This window comes from Pseudomonas sp. Pseusp21 (assembly GCF_059492145.1).
Genome location: NZ_CP168520.1, coordinates 182,843 through 200,823, shown reverse-complemented (window position 1 = coordinate 200,823; position 17,981 = coordinate 182,843). Strand labels below are relative to the sequence as shown.

General features: G+C 60.0%; 20 protein-coding genes. 8 read left to right on the top strand and 12 right to left on the bottom strand.

Annotated features, from left to right (window positions below; all coding sequences use genetic code 11):
* Window positions 1–68: 68 nt before the first annotated feature.
* The 3 genes from ACEN93_RS00845 to ACEN93_RS00835 form a co-directional block, all read right to left on the bottom strand.
* The gene (locus ACEN93_RS00845) at window positions 69–449 is read right to left on the bottom strand and encodes a RidA family protein (RefSeq protein ID WP_039773120.1); all 381 of its coding nucleotides are present in this window, start codon (window positions 447–449) and stop codon (window positions 69–71) included.
* A gap of 101 nt (window positions 450–550) precedes the next feature.
* Window positions 551–1,282, bottom strand: a complete 732-nt coding sequence (locus ACEN93_RS00840) for a DUF72 domain-containing protein (RefSeq protein ID WP_103387255.1) — start codon at window positions 1,280–1,282, stop codon at window positions 551–553.
* On the bottom strand, window positions 1,279–1,710 hold the full coding sequence (locus tag ACEN93_RS00835; RefSeq protein ID WP_495610881.1) for an HhH-GDP family DNA glycosylase: 432 nt from the start codon (window positions 1,708–1,710) through the stop codon (window positions 1,279–1,281). Before ACEN93_RS00835 ends, ACEN93_RS00840 begins: the two co-directional genes overlap by 4 nt.
* A 457-nt stretch (window positions 1,711–2,167) precedes the next feature.
* Here ACEN93_RS00835 and ACEN93_RS00830 point away from each other — a divergent pair, with 457 nt between their 5' ends.
* Entirely contained in the window at window positions 2,168–2,551 is a 384-nt protein-coding gene (locus ACEN93_RS00830; RefSeq protein ID WP_085667187.1) for a DUF6124 family protein, read from the top strand.
* A gap of 78 nt (window positions 2,552–2,629) precedes the next feature.
* On the opposite strand, the gene ACEN93_RS00825 is transcribed toward ACEN93_RS00830, so the two are convergent.
* Together ACEN93_RS00825 and ACEN93_RS00820 are read right to left on the bottom strand one after the other, a co-directional pair.
* Entirely contained in the window at window positions 2,630–2,854 is a 225-nt protein-coding gene (locus ACEN93_RS00825; RefSeq protein ID WP_495610880.1) for a hypothetical protein, read from the bottom strand.
* 202 nt (window positions 2,855–3,056) lie between these two features.
* Window positions 3,057–3,299, bottom strand: coding sequence for a hypothetical protein (locus tag ACEN93_RS00820; RefSeq protein WP_103387363.1), 243 nt, complete (start codon window positions 3,297–3,299; stop codon window positions 3,057–3,059).
* A gap of 435 nt (window positions 3,300–3,734) precedes the next feature.
* On the opposite strand from ACEN93_RS00820, the gene ACEN93_RS00815 reads away from it, so the two are divergent.
* Both ACEN93_RS00815 and ACEN93_RS00810 read left to right on the top strand, forming a co-directional pair.
* Complete coding sequence (locus ACEN93_RS00815) at window positions 3,735–5,411, top strand: MFS transporter (RefSeq protein ID WP_495610879.1); 1,677 nt, start codon at window positions 3,735–3,737, stop codon at window positions 5,409–5,411.
* Between the two features lie 123 nt (window positions 5,412–5,534).
* The gene (locus ACEN93_RS00810) at window positions 5,535–6,503 is read left to right on the top strand and encodes a helix-turn-helix transcriptional regulator (RefSeq protein ID WP_163974919.1); all 969 of its coding nucleotides are present in this window, start codon (window positions 5,535–5,537) and stop codon (window positions 6,501–6,503) included.
* Between the two features lie 29 nt (window positions 6,504–6,532).
* On the opposite strand, the gene ACEN93_RS00805 is transcribed toward ACEN93_RS00810, so the two are convergent.
* Window positions 6,533–8,443: a tyrosine-protein phosphatase gene (locus ACEN93_RS00805; RefSeq protein WP_495610878.1), complete on the bottom strand. Its 1,911-nt coding sequence runs from the start codon at window positions 8,441–8,443 to the stop codon at window positions 6,533–6,535.
* Window positions 8,444–8,667: 224 nt separating this feature from the next.
* On the opposite strand from ACEN93_RS00805, the gene ACEN93_RS00800 reads away from it, so the two are divergent.
* From ACEN93_RS00800 to ACEN93_RS00790, 3 genes are read left to right on the top strand one after another with little or no spacing between them, the layout of a single operon-like run.
* A complete protein-coding gene (locus ACEN93_RS00800; RefSeq protein ID WP_085667191.1) occupies window positions 8,668–8,922 on the top strand; it encodes a FecR/PupR family sigma factor regulator in 255 nt (84 codons plus the stop codon).
* Window positions 8,923–8,977: 55 nt separating this feature from the next.
* Window positions 8,978–9,472: a PaaI family thioesterase gene (locus ACEN93_RS00795; RefSeq protein ID WP_495610877.1), complete on the top strand. Its 495-nt coding sequence runs from the start codon at window positions 8,978–8,980 to the stop codon at window positions 9,470–9,472.
* 24 nt (window positions 9,473–9,496) lie between these two features.
* Window positions 9,497–9,892, top strand: a complete 396-nt coding sequence (locus ACEN93_RS00790) for a RidA family protein (protein ID WP_495610876.1) — start codon at window positions 9,497–9,499, stop codon at window positions 9,890–9,892.
* A 3-nt stretch (window positions 9,893–9,895) separates the two neighbouring features.
* On the opposite strand, the gene ACEN93_RS00785 is transcribed toward ACEN93_RS00790, so the two are convergent.
* From ACEN93_RS00785 to ACEN93_RS00770, 4 genes are read right to left on the bottom strand one after another with little or no spacing between them, the layout of a single operon-like run.
* Window positions 9,896–11,014 carry an agmatine deiminase family protein gene (locus ACEN93_RS00785; protein WP_495610875.1) on the bottom strand — a complete coding sequence of 373 codons (1,119 nt, stop codon included), beginning with the start codon at window positions 11,012–11,014 and terminating at the stop codon, window positions 9,896–9,898.
* Between the two features lie 47 nt (window positions 11,015–11,061).
* Window positions 11,062–12,165: an extracellular solute-binding protein gene (locus tag ACEN93_RS00780; protein WP_495610874.1), complete on the bottom strand. Its 1,104-nt coding sequence runs from the start codon at window positions 12,163–12,165 to the stop codon at window positions 11,062–11,064.
* Window position 12,166: 1 nt separating this feature from the next.
* Window positions 12,167–13,075 (bottom strand): N-carbamoylputrescine amidase, encoded by a 909-nt coding sequence (gene aguB, locus ACEN93_RS00775; protein ID WP_495610873.1) that lies wholly within the window; start codon window positions 13,073–13,075, stop codon window positions 12,167–12,169.
* Window positions 13,076–13,078: 3 nt separating this feature from the next.
* On the bottom strand, window positions 13,079–14,131 hold the full coding sequence (locus ACEN93_RS00770; RefSeq protein ID WP_495610872.1) for an agmatine deiminase family protein: 1,053 nt from the start codon (window positions 14,129–14,131) through the stop codon (window positions 13,079–13,081).
* Window positions 14,132–14,268: 137 nt separating this feature from the next.
* On the opposite strand from ACEN93_RS00770, the gene ACEN93_RS00765 reads away from it, so the two are divergent.
* Window positions 14,269–15,156, top strand: a complete 888-nt coding sequence (locus ACEN93_RS00765; RefSeq protein WP_039773090.1) for a LysR substrate-binding domain-containing protein — start codon at window positions 14,269–14,271, stop codon at window positions 15,154–15,156.
* On the opposite strand, the gene ACEN93_RS00760 is transcribed toward ACEN93_RS00765, so the two are convergent.
* Together ACEN93_RS00760 and ACEN93_RS00755 are read right to left on the bottom strand one after the other, a co-directional pair.
* Window positions 15,138–16,298, bottom strand: a complete 1,161-nt coding sequence (locus tag ACEN93_RS00760; protein WP_074690795.1) for a radical SAM protein — start codon at window positions 16,296–16,298, stop codon at window positions 15,138–15,140. The two genes, ACEN93_RS00765 and ACEN93_RS00760, sit on opposite strands and share 19 nt — an antisense overlap.
* 69 nt (window positions 16,299–16,367) lie before the next feature.
* Window positions 16,368–17,315, bottom strand: a complete 948-nt coding sequence (locus ACEN93_RS00755; RefSeq protein ID WP_039773086.1) for a LysR family transcriptional regulator — start codon at window positions 17,313–17,315, stop codon at window positions 16,368–16,370.
* Between the two features lie 134 nt (window positions 17,316–17,449).
* Here ACEN93_RS00755 and ACEN93_RS00750 point away from each other — a divergent pair, with 134 nt between their 5' ends.
* Window positions 17,450–17,866: a RidA family protein gene (locus ACEN93_RS00750; RefSeq protein ID WP_064595819.1), complete on the top strand. Its 417-nt coding sequence runs from the start codon at window positions 17,450–17,452 to the stop codon at window positions 17,864–17,866.
* Window positions 17,867–17,981: the final 115 nt, after the last annotated feature.

The following is a 17,981-nucleotide window of genomic DNA, read 5'->3' as shown; positions in this document are numbered from 1 at the left end:
GGAGCGTCCCTTGAGGCATTCCCACGCGGACGGTTCGACGCCTCGACGTGGGAACGATCATTACGGGGTCAAGCCTTGGCAGCCATCGCAGTCACTTCCACCTTCATCCCCTCAACCGCCAGCGCCGCCACGCCAACCGCCGCGCGCACCGGCCATGGCTTGGCGAAGTAGCGCTTGTACACCTCGTTGAACGCAGCGCGATCAGCCATGTCGGTCAGGTAGATGGTCAGGTGCAGCACGCGATCCATCGAGCTGCCGGCCTTTTCCAGCGCCACTTTCAGCGCCTGCAACGTGCATTCGCTCTGCGCGGTGACGTCGCCCAGTTCCAGGCTGCCGTCGGAACGGGTCGGAATCTGGGTCGACATCAGGATGCCGTTGAATTCGGTCACGTCCGAAGAGATCGAGTCTGCATCCGGGTCCGGGGTGTAGGTGATGTCTTGGTTGGCCATGGGAAAGTCCTTCGCTGACAGTGAGGACGGCGCCATCGCGCGCCGTTTCGGGCGGCCAGTTTACAGACCCGGTCGCCGGTGGGAAGTCCCGACGCGGTGTGTCAGCCCTGCGCCAGTATCCGCCGCAGTTCCAGCGCATTGCCGAGTGCCGCGCCGCTGGCGGTGTTATCGAAAATGCACCAGGTGTCGATGCCATCGACAGCCGCCACCTGCAAATCGCCGGCGAGCCTTTCCAGATACGCCGAATCATAGGCGCTGTGATAAATCCGTGGCGAACCGTGCAGCCGCCAGTAGCGCACGCCCGGCCAGCCGCACGGAGCCGTGTCGGTGCTGATTCGCGAGGGATCGACCACCGCTTGCGCGATGCGATACGCCATCAACAGCAGTTCGGCGGCGGCCCAGGATTCGTGGCGCGGCTCCAGCACCACGGCCCCGGAATAGCGCTGGCGCAAGCCGATAAAAAACGCCTCGGCAACCGCTTCGTCAAACACCAGCGACGGTGGCAACTGCAGCAGCAGGCAACCCAGGCGATCACCCAGTCCCGAGCACTGCTCGAGAAAGGCGTCGAGCTCATGTTCGCAGTCCCACAGACGCCGCTCATGGCTGATCGACTTCGGCATCTTCACGCAGAAGCGAAATCCGTCCGGCACCGACTCGGCCCAACGGGCGTAGGTTTGGCGTTGGTGCGGACGGTAGAAGGAGCTGTTGATTTCCACGCCATTGAGCAGCGCGGCATAACGTTGCAGATGAGTGCCCTGCTCCGGAAAGGCCGTCCAGTGCTGCCGGGGCAGGCTCCAGCCGGCGCAACCGATGAAGATCGACGGCACATTCAAAACAGCACCTTGCCCGCTTCACGCATGAAGATTTCCACGGTTTTCGGGCCGATCCCTTCGAAGGCTTGCAAACGCTTTTCGAAGTCCTGGCGGTCGGCGCTCGCCTCGACCATGTTCATTACCCGCCCGGCATATTCGCCATTCAGTCTGGCGACCAGGGCCAGCAAGCGCTCGGCGGTGGTTTCGTCGTAGCGCACGTAATGCGCCTGGCCGAGCATCCGCACCAGTTCGCGATGGGTGCAATGGCCGAGTTTGCGCGGCGTATCCCGCTGGTGTCGTTCAACGATCACTCGATAGGCTTCGGCGGCAATTTCGGCCTGGATTCGTTTGCCCATCAGGAAACTGGCGAGCAGCCATTTGAACAGCGCTGATTCGTTCAGCGGATGCAGGTCGATGTGCAAGTCTTCGGCGTTGATGGTTTTGGTCATGCAGTTTTTGAGCGAGGGGCGGCGTGATGAGTGCGGGGCTGGCGACGAATGGTTTTGAGGCTTAACGCGTCAGGTTTCTCCTCGTCGGGCGATGATTGATAAACAGGTTTGAATCACGCCGTTTAAAGACATGTCGGAATGCTTCCGAATGCCTACAAATCCTTGCGCCAGAGCCTACCGCTACGCCAGAATCCGCCGGCTTGTGCGCCTTGGGGTCGGCCGGTAACTTGGATCGGGTCACTGATTTGCAGTGATCGGGTTTAGCAGCCCGTCGAGTCAAGCCGTACAAGTCTCTATCAATTCAGGTATTTCTGAGCTTGATGGTGGCTGTGCGCAGGGCACCTTCGGGTGCGCCGATTGCTTGGCTCATCGGTCTGCTAACCTGCGCGCAGCTGCCACCCTAATTCGTTTAGCAGCGAGATGGTTGCAGCCTCACTCCTTAGAGAGGTTAGAGCCAATGTTCAAAATAACTCCGAATCCCCCGGTCACCGACCCGGCCAGCATCACCAATCCAACATCCCCCTACGAATGCCCTGACTCCAAAAAATTCAACGAAGCCGCCGAACGCGCCCTCAACTACTACCTCGGCCCGCCCGCCCCCTACATCATGGCCACGCCCTACGTTCCCAACCGCCTCTACCAGGCCAACCCGGCCAGCAACACCGAATCCCTGCTCGCCGACGCCTGCGAAACCCTGGGCTCGGCCAACGTCATGCTCAACAACCTCGTCGACGCCCTCGAAGGCCCCCACCGCAAAACCGCACAAGGCATCGCACAGATCGTGATGCTGGCGGAATTGGCGGTGAATCAGGTGTTGGATAATGTCGTGCCGACGGAGTAAACCGCACCGCCGAAACTTATCTTCGCTACCACACAAATCAAAAGGGGACGATTAAATAAATCTGCCCCTTTTGACTTATTAATTATTCTCCCACTCAAGTGTAGATAAAGGAGTGAGAAGCGAAACGTCCTTCTGCATCCTGCTTGTCGCAGGAATATAGCGAACCTCAACTTTTCCTTCTCCGCCGTTCCTAACTACGTCTAATGTAGACACGCCAAAACGTCGCCGAGCCCTCTCGGCGACCTGCTCCGTCGAAACGCCCAAAGGAACATTTAAATATTTAAAACTAAGCACTTCAGCCATGTTAAAAACTCCATTCAACAAATAAATAAAAAGGGGATAGATTATTCCCCGACTCAACCCGCCAAAAGTATCAACACAAACATGCCATTCAAATCTGTCCCCTTTTGATTTCTTTTGATTTAACAAGGTTGAGGTGCGGACTGGCACGCTGTGGGAAAGTCGCTACAAATCCAGCGTTGGTTTTTCAAATGAGGGAGACTCCTCAGCTGTAACCCATGTCCTGCTCGAAATCCAACGCCACATAACACAGCCTCTCCATACCCATATCTTGCAGCTTCTCAACTATTGCATAATCAACAAATCCACCTTCAAATTCATCCCAATTTGTTACTATCCCTCGCGGAGGTTTACCAAGATCTTTCCGTCTAGCAGAATCATCAAATTGAACCTTCCCCAACAAGTTAATTAAGTTTATAACCAGAATATCCGCAGACTCCGTACGCATATCAAAAACCTCTTTTTTTCCAATGAATTCAAAGAATAAAAAGGGACTGAATAAAAAGGGACAGATTTATTTTCCAGCCCACCAGACAAAGTATCAACACAAACAGCAACAACGACACCTGATAGAAATGACAGTTTTTAATACTTATTCAGAACAAACTAAATTCTGAATAACGATAAGGAACAGAGGACGCGGACTCATTTAATTCATTCTCTCCCCAAGCCAGCCAAACCCTCTCCGTCACTGCACACATCCGCCGACACTGGATATCCCCCCAATCCCAATTATGCTCAATGAAACCCCGCCCTCCCGCGCGGGGCGGTGATTCTGTGCACGCTCCACGAAATACCTGAACCGGCATCCGCCACAGGCCTTGGGTACGCGACGTTGATGAAGTGCTCCGGCCTACAAAAACAAGCACGACGGAGAACACCCATGGCAGTACTCGACAGCATGTCCACAGGCAGTGCCCCGCACCACAGCGTCAGCCGGGAGGAGCGCAAGGTCATTTTTGCGTCGTCCCTTGGCACGGTGTTCGAGTGGTACGACTTTTACCTCTACGGCTCTCTGGCGGCGATCATCGCCAAGCACTTCTTTGCCGGGGTGAACGAGACCACGGCGTTCATCTTCGCCCTGCTCGCCTTCGCCGCAGGCTTTGCGGTGCGGCCGTTCGGGGCGATTGTGTTTGGGCGACTGGGCGACATGATCGGGCGCAAGCACACGTTTCTGATCACCATTGTGATCATGGGTGTGTCGACGGCGATTGTGGGGTTCCTGCCCGGTTACGCGACCATCGGGGTGGCGGCGCCGATCATTCTGATTACCCTGCGCTTGCTGCAAGGTCTGGCGTTGGGCGGCGAGTACGGCGGCGCGGCAACCTATGTGGCCGAGCATGCGCCGAAGGGCAAACGCGGTTATTTCACTTCCTGGATTCAGACCACCGCGACCCTGGGCCTGTTTATGTCGTTGCTGGTGATCCTCGCCTGCCGCACCGCGCTGGGCACCGAGGCATTCGAGGCCTGGGGCTGGCGGATTCCGTTTCTGCTGTCGATCCTTCTGCTGGCGGTCTCGGTGTACATCCGGCTGCAACTGAACGAGTCGCCGGTGTTCAAGAAAATGAAGGAAGAAGGCAAGTCGTCGAAAGCCCCGCTGACCGAATCCTTCGCCCGTTGGGACAACCTGAAAATCGTGATCATGGCCCTGCTCGGCGGCACCGCCGGGCAAGCGGTGGTCTGGTACACCGGGCAGTTCTACGCGCTGTTTTTCCTGCTGCAAACCCTGAAGATCGACCCGCAGACCGCGAACCTGCTGATCGCCGGTTCGCTGCTGATCGGTACGCCGTTCTTCGTGATTTTCGGCAGCCTGTCCGACCGCATCGGGCGCAAGGGCATCATCATGGCCGGGTGCATTCTGGCGGCGGTGACCTACTTCCCGATCTTCCACGCGCTGACCCAATACGGTAACCCCGACGTGTTCGTGGCCCAGGAGAAGAACCCGGTCAAGGTGATCGCCAACCCCGACCAGTGCTCGTTCCAGTTCGATCCGGTGGGCAAGGCCAAATTCACCAGCTCCTGCGATCTGGCGAAAACCCTCCTGGCGAAACGGGCGATCCCGTACGAAAACGTGGTGGCGGAACCGGGCACCGTGGCTCAGGTGCGCATCGGCGACAAGGTCATCGAAAGCTTCGAAGGCACGACCCTGCCGGCCGCCGACTTCAAGACCCGTAACGACGCCTTCACCGCCAGCCTCGGCGCCGCGCTGAAAGAAGCCGGTTACCCGGAAAAAGCCGATCCGGCCAAGACCAATTACCCGATGGTGCTGCTCCTGCTGACCGTTCTGGTGATCTACGTGACTATGGTTTACGGTCCGATTGCGGCATGGCTGGTGGAGCTGTTCCCGGCGCGCATCCGCTACACGTCAATGTCGCTGCCGTACCACATCGGCAACGGCTGGTTCGGCGGGTTCCTGCCGACCGTGGCGTTTGCGATGGTCGCGGCCACCGGGGACATCTACTACGGCTTGTGGTACCCGATCGTGATTGCGGTGATGACGGCGATTCTCGGGATCTTCTTCATGCCGGAAACCAAGGATCGCGACATCCATCACACCTGACCCGCTTCGCTCGATGCTGTGCGTGACGTTCGCGCACAGCATCGAGCGTTGTCACATCGGCGTCATTCTCCCTTGGTAACGTCGTCGCGCCCCGATGCCCCGACCACCAAGGTGACCCTCCCGGTGTACTCAAGCCCGACGCGCCAGACCCTCATCCTGCGATCCGACAACATGGCCAGTGACGACTTCGGCGCCCTGTTCTCGCGAATGTTCGGCAACCGTTATGGCGACACACCACCGCCGCCCAAAGACATCATCATTGGCGGCGTTTACGGGCGGTACGAAGACGTGAGTTTCCGGCGCATGCATTACCGGGGCGATTTCACCGTCGCCTTCCCCGAGCCGTTCGATGAAATCACCTTCGTCATTCCCACCGCCGGCAAAATCGTGTTCAACCATGAATCCGTGGGGCTGTGCGATGTGGGGCTGGCCATCGACAAGGCTGACCTGCGTTCGATGCGTTTTATCGACAATCATGCCCAGCACGGCATGTCGATCAGCCGTGCGGCGCTCACCGAACGGCTGTCGACCCTGCTGGGCAAACCGATCGTGCACAAGCTGCATTTCGAGCCGAGGGTGGATCTGAACAGCCCGGCGTTTCAGGGCATTCGCGCGCTGATCGATCTGGCCACCGGTGCGGAATTCGATCTGCTGTTGAACGCTGGCTCGCTGATGCCGTCACGGCTGCGGGAGATGCTGGTGGACGCGGTATTGGAGGCCTGGCCACACAACTTCAGCGAGGCCTTGCGCCGTCCAGAGGCATTGATTGCGCCCAGGCATGTGCGGCAGGCGATCGATTACATTCAGGCGCATCCCGAGATTCAGGTCAGTGGCACGGATCTGGCGCGGCTGGCCAACGTCAGCCTGCGCGCATTGCAGGAAGGGTTTCGACGGTTTGCCGGGATGTCGATTGTCGGGTATCAGCGGCAGGTGCGGCTGGAGCGCGCTTACGAAACGTTGCGTCAGGGCGTTTCGCCGTCGGTGACTGAGGTGGCGCTGCGATTGGGCTTCAGCAATGTCGGCCGGTTCAGCCAGTATTTCCAGAATGCCTACGGCGTGAGCCCGGCCGAGGTGCGAAAAGGATTGCGCTGAGGCAATCCTTTTTCTTCACCTTCAGTTGATCAGAACTGATAACTGGCCTTGAGCGCGCCGCTGAAACCGTGGCTGTCGCCGCCACCGCTGGCACCGACTTCTGCACCCAGACTCAGGGCACCGAGGTTGGCCATCAGGTTGACGCCGCCGCTGAACTGATCGCGATTGTCGAACGCCGCGCGCTGCTCGATATCCAGCCCCAGCAGGTGCCCTTCGCTGTCGACCTGATGATCGCCCAGCACATGCTCGTAACCGACCCGCACGCCCGGCACCAGTTGCCACGCGCCCATCGACATCGGGGCGAACGAGACGTCGAGATTGGCCACGGCGCTGCGGCGGGTTTCCTGAATGTCATCGACATTAAGGGCCAATTCGCTGCCCTTCTCCTGAAAGCCCGACAGGTCCAGACGGCTGACCCGCACGCCGAGGCTCGGCTCCAGAATCACAGTGTTCAGCGGCATGCGATAACCCAGCGCCAGCGTCGCGCCGCTGAGATTACCGTGGGTGTCGCCCTTCGCCGAGCCGAGGCCGCCGCCGAGGTCGCGTTTGCTGTCGTAGTCGACATAACCGGCGCTGATGTTGGCATCGACAAACAGGCCACGTTCCAGACTGGTGAAACCATAACGGGCACCAAGGTCGAGGAAGGTGAAATCGGTGTCAGCCTCCCCACCTGCGCCGCCCACCGAGCCTTTGCTGTAACCGATGCCGCCGCGAGCGCTGAATTGTTCGGAGAAGCGCTGAGTGACGCCAACCATCAGGCCCTGACTGTGTTCGTTGCTGCTTTGCGCATGGGCCGAACCGTCGGTGCCCAGGTAACCGGCGAGCGCGGTGCTCCACAACCGGTACTGGCCGACCTTGAGGTCGGTGCCGCTGGCGAACGGCGCGGCGGCCTGCTCGATCATTGCGTTCTGACGCAGCAGGTAACTCGCAGCATCGGCGTGCACCTGACCGCCGACCGTGGACTCGACACCGCCGAGGGTGCCGGCGTCGATGGCCGATTGCAGGTAGTAGTTGTAGGCGCTGTAGGTGCCCGAGAGTTTACTGTTCTGCAACTCCCGCAACAGTTGCGCACCGGCGGCAGCGTTGCCGATAAGCCCGGCCTGACCCGGCAGGCTGTTGTACTCGACCATTTTGCCGCGCAGCACATAGATGGTTTCCTGGGACAGACCCAGCCCCTGCTTGAGGTAGTTGTCCATGCTGCCGTACTGCGCGGCCACCTGATCGAGGCCCGCTTGCAGATAACTCGCCTCGACACCCAGCAGCGGCGCGTAGATCGCGGCCATGCTCGGCGGCATCATCGCCAGGGTCTTGGCGACCCGTTCGGCGGTGTAGTCGTTGGTCGCCAGGTAATTGCTCATGATCGTGGCGTTATCCACGCCGGCGATGCTCAACAGAACGGCAGCGGTCCAGCCGGTGCGGTCCTTGCCGGCGGTGCAATGGAACAGCGCAGCGCCGTCGACACCGGCCAGTTCATTGAACAGCACACCGAACTGACCACGCATGCCGGCATCGCTGACGAACGCGCGGTTGGTCTCCTGCATCATCGCAATCGCATCGGCTGCGCTTTTGAACGACACGGTGGTGATGTTCGCGCCGGAGGTGGTGCTGCCGATGATGTCGATGTTCTGGTAGGTCGCACCGCTTGGCATCGTGTCCGGCGTGCTGGCAATTTCGCTGGGCGTGCGCAGGTCGTACACCGACTTGATCCCCAGACCGTTGAGGGTCGCCAGGTCCGCCGCCGTCGGCGTCAGGGCATTGGAGCGGTAGAACACACCGGCGCGCATTGTGCCGTCATGGGCCGTGGAATAGGCGGTGGTGGTGCCTGCGATATCCCGAAAATTGTCGATGCCCGCCAGACGCGAGGTATCGAGATCGGCGGCCTGGGCGGCAGCAATGGACAGACTCAGCACGGACAGCGAACACACAAGACGTTGAAACACGGGGCAGCCTCACTGGAAACAGGTTGGGCTGCCCACTATCTGCATTGAAATGTGACCGAATATGACAATTGCGCGAGGGCCAGAAATAGCGGCGCGATCTGTCCGTTTGCCGCGTTTTCTGTCCGTTTTACCTGCACTGACCGTGTAAATCTTCGACACGTTTTGACGTTTTTTTTGCAAGGGCGAACGTAGAATGCCCTCTCCGGCCATCGTGGAAACCGTCAATGAACGACGCAGATGAAGAAATCCTGAACCAGGCAGCGCACTGGTGCCTGCGCCTGCAGGAGGACGATTGCACACCTGACGAACGCCACGCGTTCCAGCAGTGGATTCAGCAAAGCCCGCGCCACGCCTTCGAATACGCGAAAATGCTGGAAATCTGGGACATCAGTGAGCAATTGCCGAACCACTCGACGACTCGCAAAAAACTGCTGACCGATCCTCCCCGGCCCGCCGCGAAGGAGCAATCCTCACGGTGAGCATTCGGGGTTAGAATCCGCGGGGTTCGGCTTACAGTTTAAGGATGATACCGGCATGGCCACCCCCGACATTTCCCTGCAAGACACCGCCGCCCCCGAGGGCGTCTGCTTTGGCTGCGGCAGCAGCAACCCACACGGTTTGCACATCAAGAGCTTCTGGCACGAAGACGGCGTGCACGTCATGGCCGAGCATGTGCCCGAGGCCAAATACTGCGGCTGGCCGGAACTGGTCTACGGTGGGTTGATCGCCATGCTGGTGGACTGCCATTCCAACTGGACGGCGATGGCTTATCACTATCGGACCGAGCAACGCGAACCCGAAAGCCTGCCGCGCATCAACTGCGTCACCGGCAACCTCGGCATCAAGTTCATCAAACCGACGCCGATGGGCGTGCCGCTGACACTGAAGGCCAGAGTCGAAGGTGAAGTCGGGCGCAAAACCCGGGTGATCTGCGAGGTCTACGCCGGGAATCTGCTGACGGCGGTGGGCGATTCGGTGTTTGTGCGAGTGGATACCGAGCAGTTGGCGGCGGCCGCGCACGGTCGCTGAAATCCGTCATTGAAGGAAAACACGATGTCCGACCGCAAAATCATCATCCCCGACTCCATGAAAACCATCGTCGAACGCGCCGGATACGCCCCGGCGGTTCTGGTCGGCGATACGCTTTATTGCGCCGGCCAGGTGGGCCGCACCGCTGATTTGCAAGTCATCGAAGACCCCGAACAGCAATTCATCCGCGCCTGGGAAAACCTCGACGAAGTGCTGAAGGCCGGTGGCTGCAGCTTCGACGATGTGGTGGAGATGACTACCTATCACGTCGACATGAGCCAACACATGCCGGTGTTTCGCGATGTGAAAAACCGCGTATTCCCCAAAGGCTTCTGCGCCTGGACCTGCATCGGCGTCAGCGAGCTGGCCCATCCGGGGCTGCTGGTGGAAATCAAATGCGTGGCGGTGCGCAGAAGCTGAGCCTTACGCCGGCTGGTGACTGGTCACGCAGTGAATCCCGCCACCGCCGGCCGCAATGGCATCGATGTTGATCTGCACCACGTCGCGGTTCGGGTAGAGTTTTTTCAGCAGGTCGAAGGCCTTTTTGTCGGCGTCCTTGTCGCCAAACTCCGGGGCGATCACCGCGCCGTTGATCACGAAATAGTTGATGTAACCGGCGGCGAAATCGTCGTTGTCTTTGTTGAATTTGGTCTTGCGCGGTTTCAGCGGTGGCGAAACGGTGTGGATCTGCAACGGGCGACCGTCGGCGTCGGTGGCCTTTTTCAGGATTTCCAGGTGCGCCAGGGTGACCTTGTTGTCGTAGGAGCGCGGGTCGGTGTCGAGGTTGGCGATCACCACGCCGGGCGTGACGAAGCGCGCGTAGAAATCGACGTGGGCGTCGGTGATGTCCTTGCCCTTGATGCCCGGCAGCCAGATGATCTTGCGCAGACCGAGGCGTGCTTTCAGTTCCGCCTCGACGTCAGCCTTGCTCCAGCCGGGGTTGCGGTTTTCGTTGACCCAGCAGCTTTCGGTCATGATCGCGGTGCCGTGGCCGTCGACTTCGATGCCGCCGCCCTCGCCCACCAGTTCGCTGCGCTGGTAGGTCGCCTGCGCATCGGCCGCCACGCGCTTGGCGATCTTCGCGTCTTTCGAATGCTGTTGCTTGTTGCCCCAGCCGCTGAAGTTGAAGTCCACCGCGCCCAGGCCATTCTTGTCGTCGATGACGAAGTTGGCGCTGATGTCACGCATCCAGATGTCGTCGAGGTTGGCGATCTGGTAGGTGATATTGGAGGTGCCGCAAATCTCTTCGGCCAAGCTGCGTTCTCCGCTGCGGCAGTAGATGGTCAGCGGTTCGTAGCGGGCAATAGCGCGGGCGATCCGGCCGAGGGCTTCCTGGACGTCTTCGGTGAAGTCTTCCCAGATCGCGTCCTGCGCGCCGAAGGCCATGTAGGCGCGATCGTGTTTGTCGCCCTCGTCGGGCATGAACCAGCGACCTTCGCTGGCCGCCAGCAAACGCGCCGGTGACAGGCCAAGGCCCATGACAGCAGCGCCTGCGCCGGCGGCGACTGAAACCTGTTTGATGAACTCGCGACGAGTCGGCATGTGTACGTTCCTGATGGGTAAGGGGCCACCAAGGCAGCCCGGAAAAATCACTGTGCAGTGGCGGTCTTGAATTTGGTCCAGGTGCGCATGCGGGCGCGCATGTCAGCCTGGGGAATGTCCTTGCCCGGTATCAGACGAGCATAGGTCGCTTCGTCGAGGTAGATGTCCGGGTTGTTGCGCATCGCCTCGTCCACATTTGGCCGGGCCTTGGCGTTTGAGGTGGGGTAACCGGTGAAATTGCTGATCGCGGCCATGTTCTCCGGGCGCATCACGAAGTTGATGAATTCGTAGGCGTATTCCGGGTGTTTGGCATCCACCGGAATGGCCATGGTGTCCATCCACACCGTGGTGCCCTCGCGCGGCACGCGGTACTGGAAGCGGGTCTGCTTGCCGGCGCTGTCCGAAGTGCGCTGGGCCTGGGTCATGTCGCCGCTGTAGCCGAGGGAAAGGCACAGGTTGCCGTTGACCAGATCGGTCACCGGTTGCGACTGGAACTTGCGGATGTACGGCCGCAGCTTCATCAGCAAGTCACTGGCCGCTGCCAGATCCGCAGGCTTGGCGCTGCGCGGGTCGCGGCCCAGATAGTTGAGCACCACGGCCAGTACTTCATCCGGCGAGTCGATCATCGAAATCCCGCAATCGGCAAACTTCGCGGCCAGTTCCGGTTTGAACAGCATGTCGAGGCTGTTGACCGGGGCGTCGGCCATGCGTTGCTTGATCTGCTCGGCGTTGTAGGTCAGGCCGATGGTGCCCCAGGTGTACGGCACCGTGGCCTTGTTCGAATGCTCGTAATGGCTGCGCAGCTTTTGCAGGCCCGGCTCGATGTCGTTCATCGCCGTGATTTTCGAAGGATCCAGCGGCAACAGGCTGCCGGCGCGCATCAGGCGTTCGGCCACGGTGTCGCCGGGGAAGATCAGGTCGTAGCCGCTGCCGCCGGAGAGCATCTTGGCTTCCAGGGTTTCGCTGCCGTCCATCACGTCGTAGATCACCTTGATCCCGGTTTCGGCGGTGAATTTGCTCAAGGTGCCTTCAGCGAAATAATCCGCCCAGTTGTACAGCCGCAGGGTCTTGTCTTCGGCGTGTACAGCAGGCATCAAACCGGCCAGCGCCAGGCCCAGAGCGCCCAGTAACCACTTGTGTGAAGTAGGCATATCAGACTCCTTGAGGATTCCAGCGGGCGTTAAGGTGACGGCCGTCCTGGCTCAACAAGGCGCCGTACATTTCCGGGCGGCGGTCGCGGTAGATGCCCCAGCTCAGGCGATCTTCACGCATGGCTGCCAGATCCAGGCTTTGCACCAATACGCCGGTGCTGGCGCGATCGGCTTCGGCGAGCATTTTTCCCTTGTGGTTGCAGATGAACGACGAGCCGTAGAAATTCATTTGCAGCGCCGCATCAGTGCCCGCCACTTCGCGGCCAACCCGGTTGGAAGCGATCACCGGCAGCAGGTTGGCAGCGGCGTGGCCACGCATGGTCATCTGCCAGTGGTCCCGCGAATCCAGATCCGCGCAGCCCGGTTCCGAGCCGATGGCGGTCGGAAACAGCAACACTTCAGCGCCCATCAACGCCAGGCAGCGGGCGGTTTCCGGGAACCACTGATCCCAGCAGATGCCGACGCCGAGGCGACCGAACGCGGTGTCCCAGACTTTGAAACCGGTGTCGCCGGGGCTGAAATATTCCTTCTCTTGATAGCCGATGGCGTTGGGGATGTGGGTCTTGCGGTACATGCCCAACAGGCGCCCGTCGGCATCCGCCACGCTCAGCGAGTTGAAGTAGGCGTTGCCGGCCTTCTCGTACCAGCTCAACGGCAGCACCACGCCCAGTTCACGGGACAGCGCGGCGAAGCGCGACAGCACCTGACTGTCGCGGTGCTCCTCGGCCAGCGCCATGTGCTGATGGCTCTGCTCGATGCAGAAATACGGCGTGGCGAACAGCTCCTGCAACAGGATCACTTGCGCGCCCTGCCCAGCCGCTTCACGCACCAACTGCTCGGCGCGATCAAGGTTGCTTTTCAGGTCCCAGGTGCACGGCATCTGGGTGGTGGCGACTTTCAATATCGTCATCGATCAACCCTCCACCGGCCAGGCTGGCTGTTGCTGGGTGATGCAGTGCACACCGCCGCCACCGTGGGCCAGATGATTGATCTGCACCGGCACCACTTCACGACCCGGGAACGCTTTGGCCAGGGTTTCTGCCGCCACATGGTCGGCCTCGATGCCGTACGCCGGCATGATGATCGCGCCGTTGGCGATGTAGAAGTTGGTGTACGAGGCGCAGAACACTTCGGCTTCGGTGTTCACCGCATCGGTGGCTTCGTACAACTCGATCAACTCGAATTTGCGGCCCCGGGCGTCGGTGGCCAGTTCCAATGCTCGACGGTTTTCCCGCACGACTTCGGCGTACACCGAACTGCGATCGTGAGTCGCGTCTACCAGCAACACACCGGGACGAGCGAAGGCGCAGACGCCATCGACGTGGCCGTCGGTCATGTCGCCGGTGACGTAATCCGGATCGCCCGGCAGCCAGATGGTTTTCTTCACGCCGAGCAGACGGCTGAAGATCTCTTCCATCTCGGCCTTGCTCACGCCGGGATTGCGGTTGGGGTTGAGCAGCACCGATTCGGTGGTGATCAACGTGCCCTCGCCGTCCACGTGGATCGCGCCGCCCTCGTTGCTCAGCGCCGTGCCGAAGCACTCGCCGCCCAAGTGATTGAGCACGCGACGGGCCAGGCTTTCGTCCAGGTCATGGGCCGACTTGCCGCCCCACGAGTTAAAACGCCAGCTCACCCCGGCCAGACCTTGCTCCGCATGAACGACGAAGCTCGGGCCGGAGTCGCGGCACCAGCTGTCGTTGACCGCCAGCGGAATCAGTTCGATGTTCGGTCCGCACAAGGCTTTGGCACGGGCGATGGCCGACGGATCGACGACCATTTTCACCGGTTCGAACCGGGCGATGGCGTTGGCGACGCGGGCGAAATCTTCCTGCACCAACGGCAAGGTCACGCCCCAGCCCGACTCCCACAGGGCCTGATTGTGGGGCCAGACCATCCAGGTCGCCGCATGCGTCACCCACTCTGCCGGCATCATCCAACCGCTGTTGTTGTTTTTGTTCTGCTGCATGGTAAAAAGCCCTTTGAGTTAAGCCATTGTGTTCAATGAAAACAGCCTTGGCGGCGTTGACATGCATGCTAATGGCGGCCTGAAGGGCAAACAAACGATGGATTTTGCGGAAAACTGATTAGAGGAACTTATCGATCATGCTGAAACACTGGCCACCCCTCAGCTCGTTGCGCGGCTTCGAAGCCGCTGCAAGGCTGGGCAGTTTTCACAAGGCTGCCGAGGAGCTGAGCCTCACGCAGTCGGCCATCAGCCAGCAGATCCGCAGCCTCGAGGCGTATCTGGAACAGCCGCTGTTTTTCCGCAGCGGGCGCAGCGTCAGCCTGACCGACGCCGGCCACGATCTGCTCAGCACCACCCAGGCCATGTTGCAGCAACTGTCGGTAGGGATTCGGCGGCTGGGGCAATACCAGAAACCCAATCAACTGGTGCTCAACACCACGCCGGCGTTTGCCCGGCACTGGTTGCTGCCACGGCTGGGGGATTTCCGCCGTCAGCATCCGAAGGTGGATCTGTGGATTTTCAGCACCGATGAAGTGCCGGACATGGCGACCCAGACCATCGATCTGGCGGTGCGCGACGACATCAGTTCGCAGGCTGAATGCAGCTTCAAGGTGCTGCATGCCGACCGCCTCTACCCCGCGTGTCATCCGAGCTTGTTAAGCGTGCCGAGCGCGCAGCGGACCACGCTGCACGGCGAGCGGGAAATGGACTGGAGCCATTGGGCGGTGGAGTCGGGAATCGATGTCGGCCAGCAGGATCAAGGTTTGAATTTCTCTGATCCCGGCTTGCTGCTGGATGCGGCGTGTTCAGGTCTGGGGATTGCGCTGGTCAGTCAGCTGCTCAGCCGGCAGGCGCAACAAAACGGGCTGTTGCAGCCACTGGTGGAGCAAACCATTCGCGGCCCGAACTGGGCGATGCTGACGCACCGCGACAGCGAGAACGACCCGATGGCGCGATGCTTCAGTCAATGGCTGACAACTCAGCTGGCAGAACCCGATCCGCAGGTTCAGACCGCCGTGAAATGACCTGCGCCGAGCCGGCCTTCCAGTCGACCGAACAGTACGTAATGCTGATAACCGCTGGTGAACGCACCCGTGGAAATCGCATTCCTGACGTCCTGATTCATATGCAGGTATTGCGCTTCGTCGAAGTTCTCGGCACTGACTTCGCCATTGCGCCCAAGCTTGTCGCTCTCGACCGGCGCCCCCATGATAGTGCGCCGCTGGAAATCGATGATCCGGTTGACGGCGTGACTTTCCAGCGGTCCCCGATTGGAGTGTGCCGAGTAGATGTGCAATCCGTTGTTCGCGCAGCGATTGCACATGTCGATGCAGTTCGACTGGGTGGACTTGCGTTCGGTCAGTTGCGCCAGCGGCATGTCCAGGTATTTGCCGACCTGATATTCGGTCTGATTGAAAATCGAACAACACAGGATGGTGTTGCCATTGCAGTCGAGCACCAGCCAGTCATCCTTGAGCGTGCAGGCCTGCTGAGGGTACTGGCGGACCAGATTGACCAGATCGTCGTAGGGTGGCAGCGCGAGTCGCTGCAGGGTCTCGCGATCAGTATCGGTCACCGACGGGTCGCGCTCGATCAGCGCCAGCGTCTTCTCCAGCGGCATCATCACTGAATAGCCGGTCGAGAACTGGAAGCCCAGGCTCTGGCTGAATTCGCGCATCAGCCCTTCTTCTTCCATGTTGTCCAGGTAGCGGTGGTAATAGACCTCGATCCGCGTGTTCAAGCCATGTTGCTGCTTGAGCTCATGCAGTTTGATCATGTTGGCCTTGACGACTTCAATATCGCCGCCCACGTGTCCCTGTTCGTACGTCTGCTGATAAAACCCGGACAGCGAGATACGGAAGAACCATGGATTGGCGAGCATCGCCGTCTCCATGTTTTTCGCCAGATTCAGGTTGGAACTGATACCGCTGCGCAGACCGGCCGCGTTGATGATTTCGACAAACTCGCCGATTCGCGGGTGGATCAACGGCTCGGTCCAGTTATACAGAAAAATCGCCTCGACCCCTTCGCTGCGGGCCTTCTCGACGATCTTCCTGAACATGTCAACTTGCATGGCTTTCTTGAAGTTGACGTTTTCCGAGTTACCCATCGGACACGAAGGGCAGCTCAAATTGCACGCGCCGACAATATCGATGTACATATTCATTGCGAGTGACGCTCCTGGGGTGAATAGCGGTGCATCCAGACTGTCGACTTTTGTGATTGCCGTTATTCGCTATTTTTTTGACAGTCCGAGAGCGCCGCCAGCAAGTTCCGCGCCATTGGCATGCGTGGCCATCAATTCCACGATCCAATCGATAAATACCCGCAGCTTTTGGCTGATATGCCGGTTCGGCGGGTACGCAACGTACAGCGGCATCGGTTCAAGCGCCCAACCCTCGAACAGCGCCACCAACTCACCGCGGGCCTCGTGCACCGCCGACATGTAGCGCGGCAGCCAGAGCACACCCAGACCGGCAAGGCCTGCGGCCAGATAGGCGTTGCCATCATCGACTGCCAGAACATGCCGGCCCTTGATCAGCAGGTTCTCCGTGGCATTGCGCAAGGTATAAGGCACTGGCCTGCCAGTGCGCGCCCAAAGGAAACCGACCACCCGATGATGGCTGTCTTCCAGCTCCCGGGGATGCATCGGGGTGCCGGCGCGGGCCAGGTAACTCGGCGCGGCGTACACGCCAAGTTGAAGATCCGCCACCTTCCGGGCCATCAGCGACTGATCCCGCAGCTCGCCGCCACGGATAACGCAATCGACGTTTTCATCGATGATGTCGACGATCCGGTCGCTGACGCCCATGTCGATCTGGATCTCCGGGTAGCGCGCGTAAAACTCGGGCAGCGCCGGCACCAGAATCAGATTGGCCAGGGGGCTGGGTACGTCGACCCGCAAGCGCCCCTTGGGCTGGGCCGCAGCGCCGGGAAGGCTGGTCTCGGCGTCGTCCATGTCCGCCAGCAACTTGATCACCCGCTCGTAATAGGCCGCGCCGTCCGCCGTGGCGTTGACCTTGCGCGTGGTGCGATTGAGCAACTTCACTCGCAGCCGCGCCTCCAGTTGCTGGACGAGCTGGGTCACGGTGGTCTTGCTCATGTGCAACGTCTCGGCGGCTTTGGTGAAACTCCCCGCCTCCACCACCCGGGCGAAGGCTTGCATCGCGTCAAAACGGTCCATACACCACCTCTGTTAGCGGCTCGATTGTTTGGGATTTGCAAACAGTGAACGCCAAGGTTGCGCGTTTATCACGCCGAGGCAAGTCCCTAAAGTTTCTCCATCGCAGGTTTTCAACCCATTGAAGGAGACTCCCCATGACTAACGCCCAGCCAAAACGCGATGTGGTTTTCCCGCCCGGACGCCATGCGCTTTACGAGCGCAACCGTTATTCCCCGGCGGTTCGTTCCAACGGTTTTCTGTTTGTCTCAGGCCAGGTCGGCAGCCTTGAGGACGGCTCGCCGGAGCCGGATCTGCAACAACAGGTGCGACTGGCCTTCACCAATCTCAATGCGATCCTCGGCGCGGCCGGCGGCAGTTTCGATGACGTGGTGGACGTGACGGTATTCATGGTCGACCCGCAATCGACCTTCGAAACCATCTGGGAAGTGGTGCCCGAGTTCTGGGGCGAGGCGCCGCATCCGACCATTACGGCGGTCGGCGTGACGTGGCTGTATGGGTTTCAGTTCGAGATCAAGGTGATTGCCAGGTTGCCGGAGGAGACACGGGCGTAGGCTTGCGGCAATTGCTCACAATCCGTGTTCAACGGCTTCACTGAAGCGCTCTTGATGCCGTTTCCGCGATCAATATTCTGTCCTCATGTTGTTTTTGCCCCGGACAGAAAAGAGC

What these genes read in the sequence shown, in the direction of transcription:
- ACEN93_RS00770 (WP_495610872.1), bottom strand. Translation starts at nt 14,131, where the DNA reads ATGCAGCAGAACAAAAACAACAACAGCGGTTGGATGATGCCGGCAGAG.
- ACEN93_RS00835 (WP_495610881.1), bottom strand. Translation starts at nt 1,710, where the DNA reads ATGACCAAAACCATCAACGCCGAAGACTTGCACATCGACCTGCATCCG.
- ACEN93_RS00825 (WP_495610880.1), bottom strand. Translation starts at nt 2,854, where the DNA reads ATGGCTGAAGTGCTTAGTTTTAAATATTTAAATGTTCCTTTGGGCGTT.
- ACEN93_RS00765 (WP_039773090.1), top strand. Translation starts at nt 14,269, where the DNA reads ATGCTGAAACACTGGCCACCCCTCAGCTCGTTGCGCGGCTTCGAAGCC.
- ACEN93_RS00815 (WP_495610879.1), top strand. Translation starts at nt 3,735, where the DNA reads ATGGCAGTACTCGACAGCATGTCCACAGGCAGTGCCCCGCACCACAGC.
- ACEN93_RS00755 (WP_039773086.1), bottom strand. Translation starts at nt 17,315, where the DNA reads ATGGACCGTTTTGACGCGATGCAAGCCTTCGCCCGGGTGGTGGAGGCG.
- ACEN93_RS00795 (WP_495610877.1), top strand. Translation starts at nt 8,978, where the DNA reads ATGGCCACCCCCGACATTTCCCTGCAAGACACCGCCGCCCCCGAGGGC.
- aguB (WP_495610873.1), bottom strand. Translation starts at nt 13,075, where the DNA reads ATGACGATATTGAAAGTCGCCACCACCCAGATGCCGTGCACCTGGGAC.
- ACEN93_RS00830 (WP_085667187.1), top strand. Translation starts at nt 2,168, where the DNA reads ATGTTCAAAATAACTCCGAATCCCCCGGTCACCGACCCGGCCAGCATC.
- ACEN93_RS00845 (WP_039773120.1), bottom strand. Translation starts at nt 449, where the DNA reads ATGGCCAACCAAGACATCACCTACACCCCGGACCCGGATGCAGACTCG.
- ACEN93_RS00785 (WP_495610875.1), bottom strand. Translation starts at nt 11,014, where the DNA reads ATGCCGACTCGTCGCGAGTTCATCAAACAGGTTTCAGTCGCCGCCGGC.
- ACEN93_RS00780 (WP_495610874.1), bottom strand. Translation starts at nt 12,165, where the DNA reads ATGCCTACTTCACACAAGTGGTTACTGGGCGCTCTGGGCCTGGCGCTG.
- ACEN93_RS00750 (WP_064595819.1), top strand. Translation starts at nt 17,450, where the DNA reads ATGACTAACGCCCAGCCAAAACGCGATGTGGTTTTCCCGCCCGGACGC.
- ACEN93_RS00790 (WP_495610876.1), top strand. Translation starts at nt 9,497, where the DNA reads ATGTCCGACCGCAAAATCATCATCCCCGACTCCATGAAAACCATCGTC.
- ACEN93_RS00800 (WP_085667191.1), top strand. Translation starts at nt 8,668, where the DNA reads ATGAACGACGCAGATGAAGAAATCCTGAACCAGGCAGCGCACTGGTGC.
- ACEN93_RS00820 (WP_103387363.1), bottom strand. Translation starts at nt 3,299, where the DNA reads ATGCGTACGGAGTCTGCGGATATTCTGGTTATAAACTTAATTAACTTG.
- ACEN93_RS00760 (WP_074690795.1), bottom strand. Translation starts at nt 16,298, where the DNA reads ATGAATATGTACATCGATATTGTCGGCGCGTGCAATTTGAGCTGCCCT.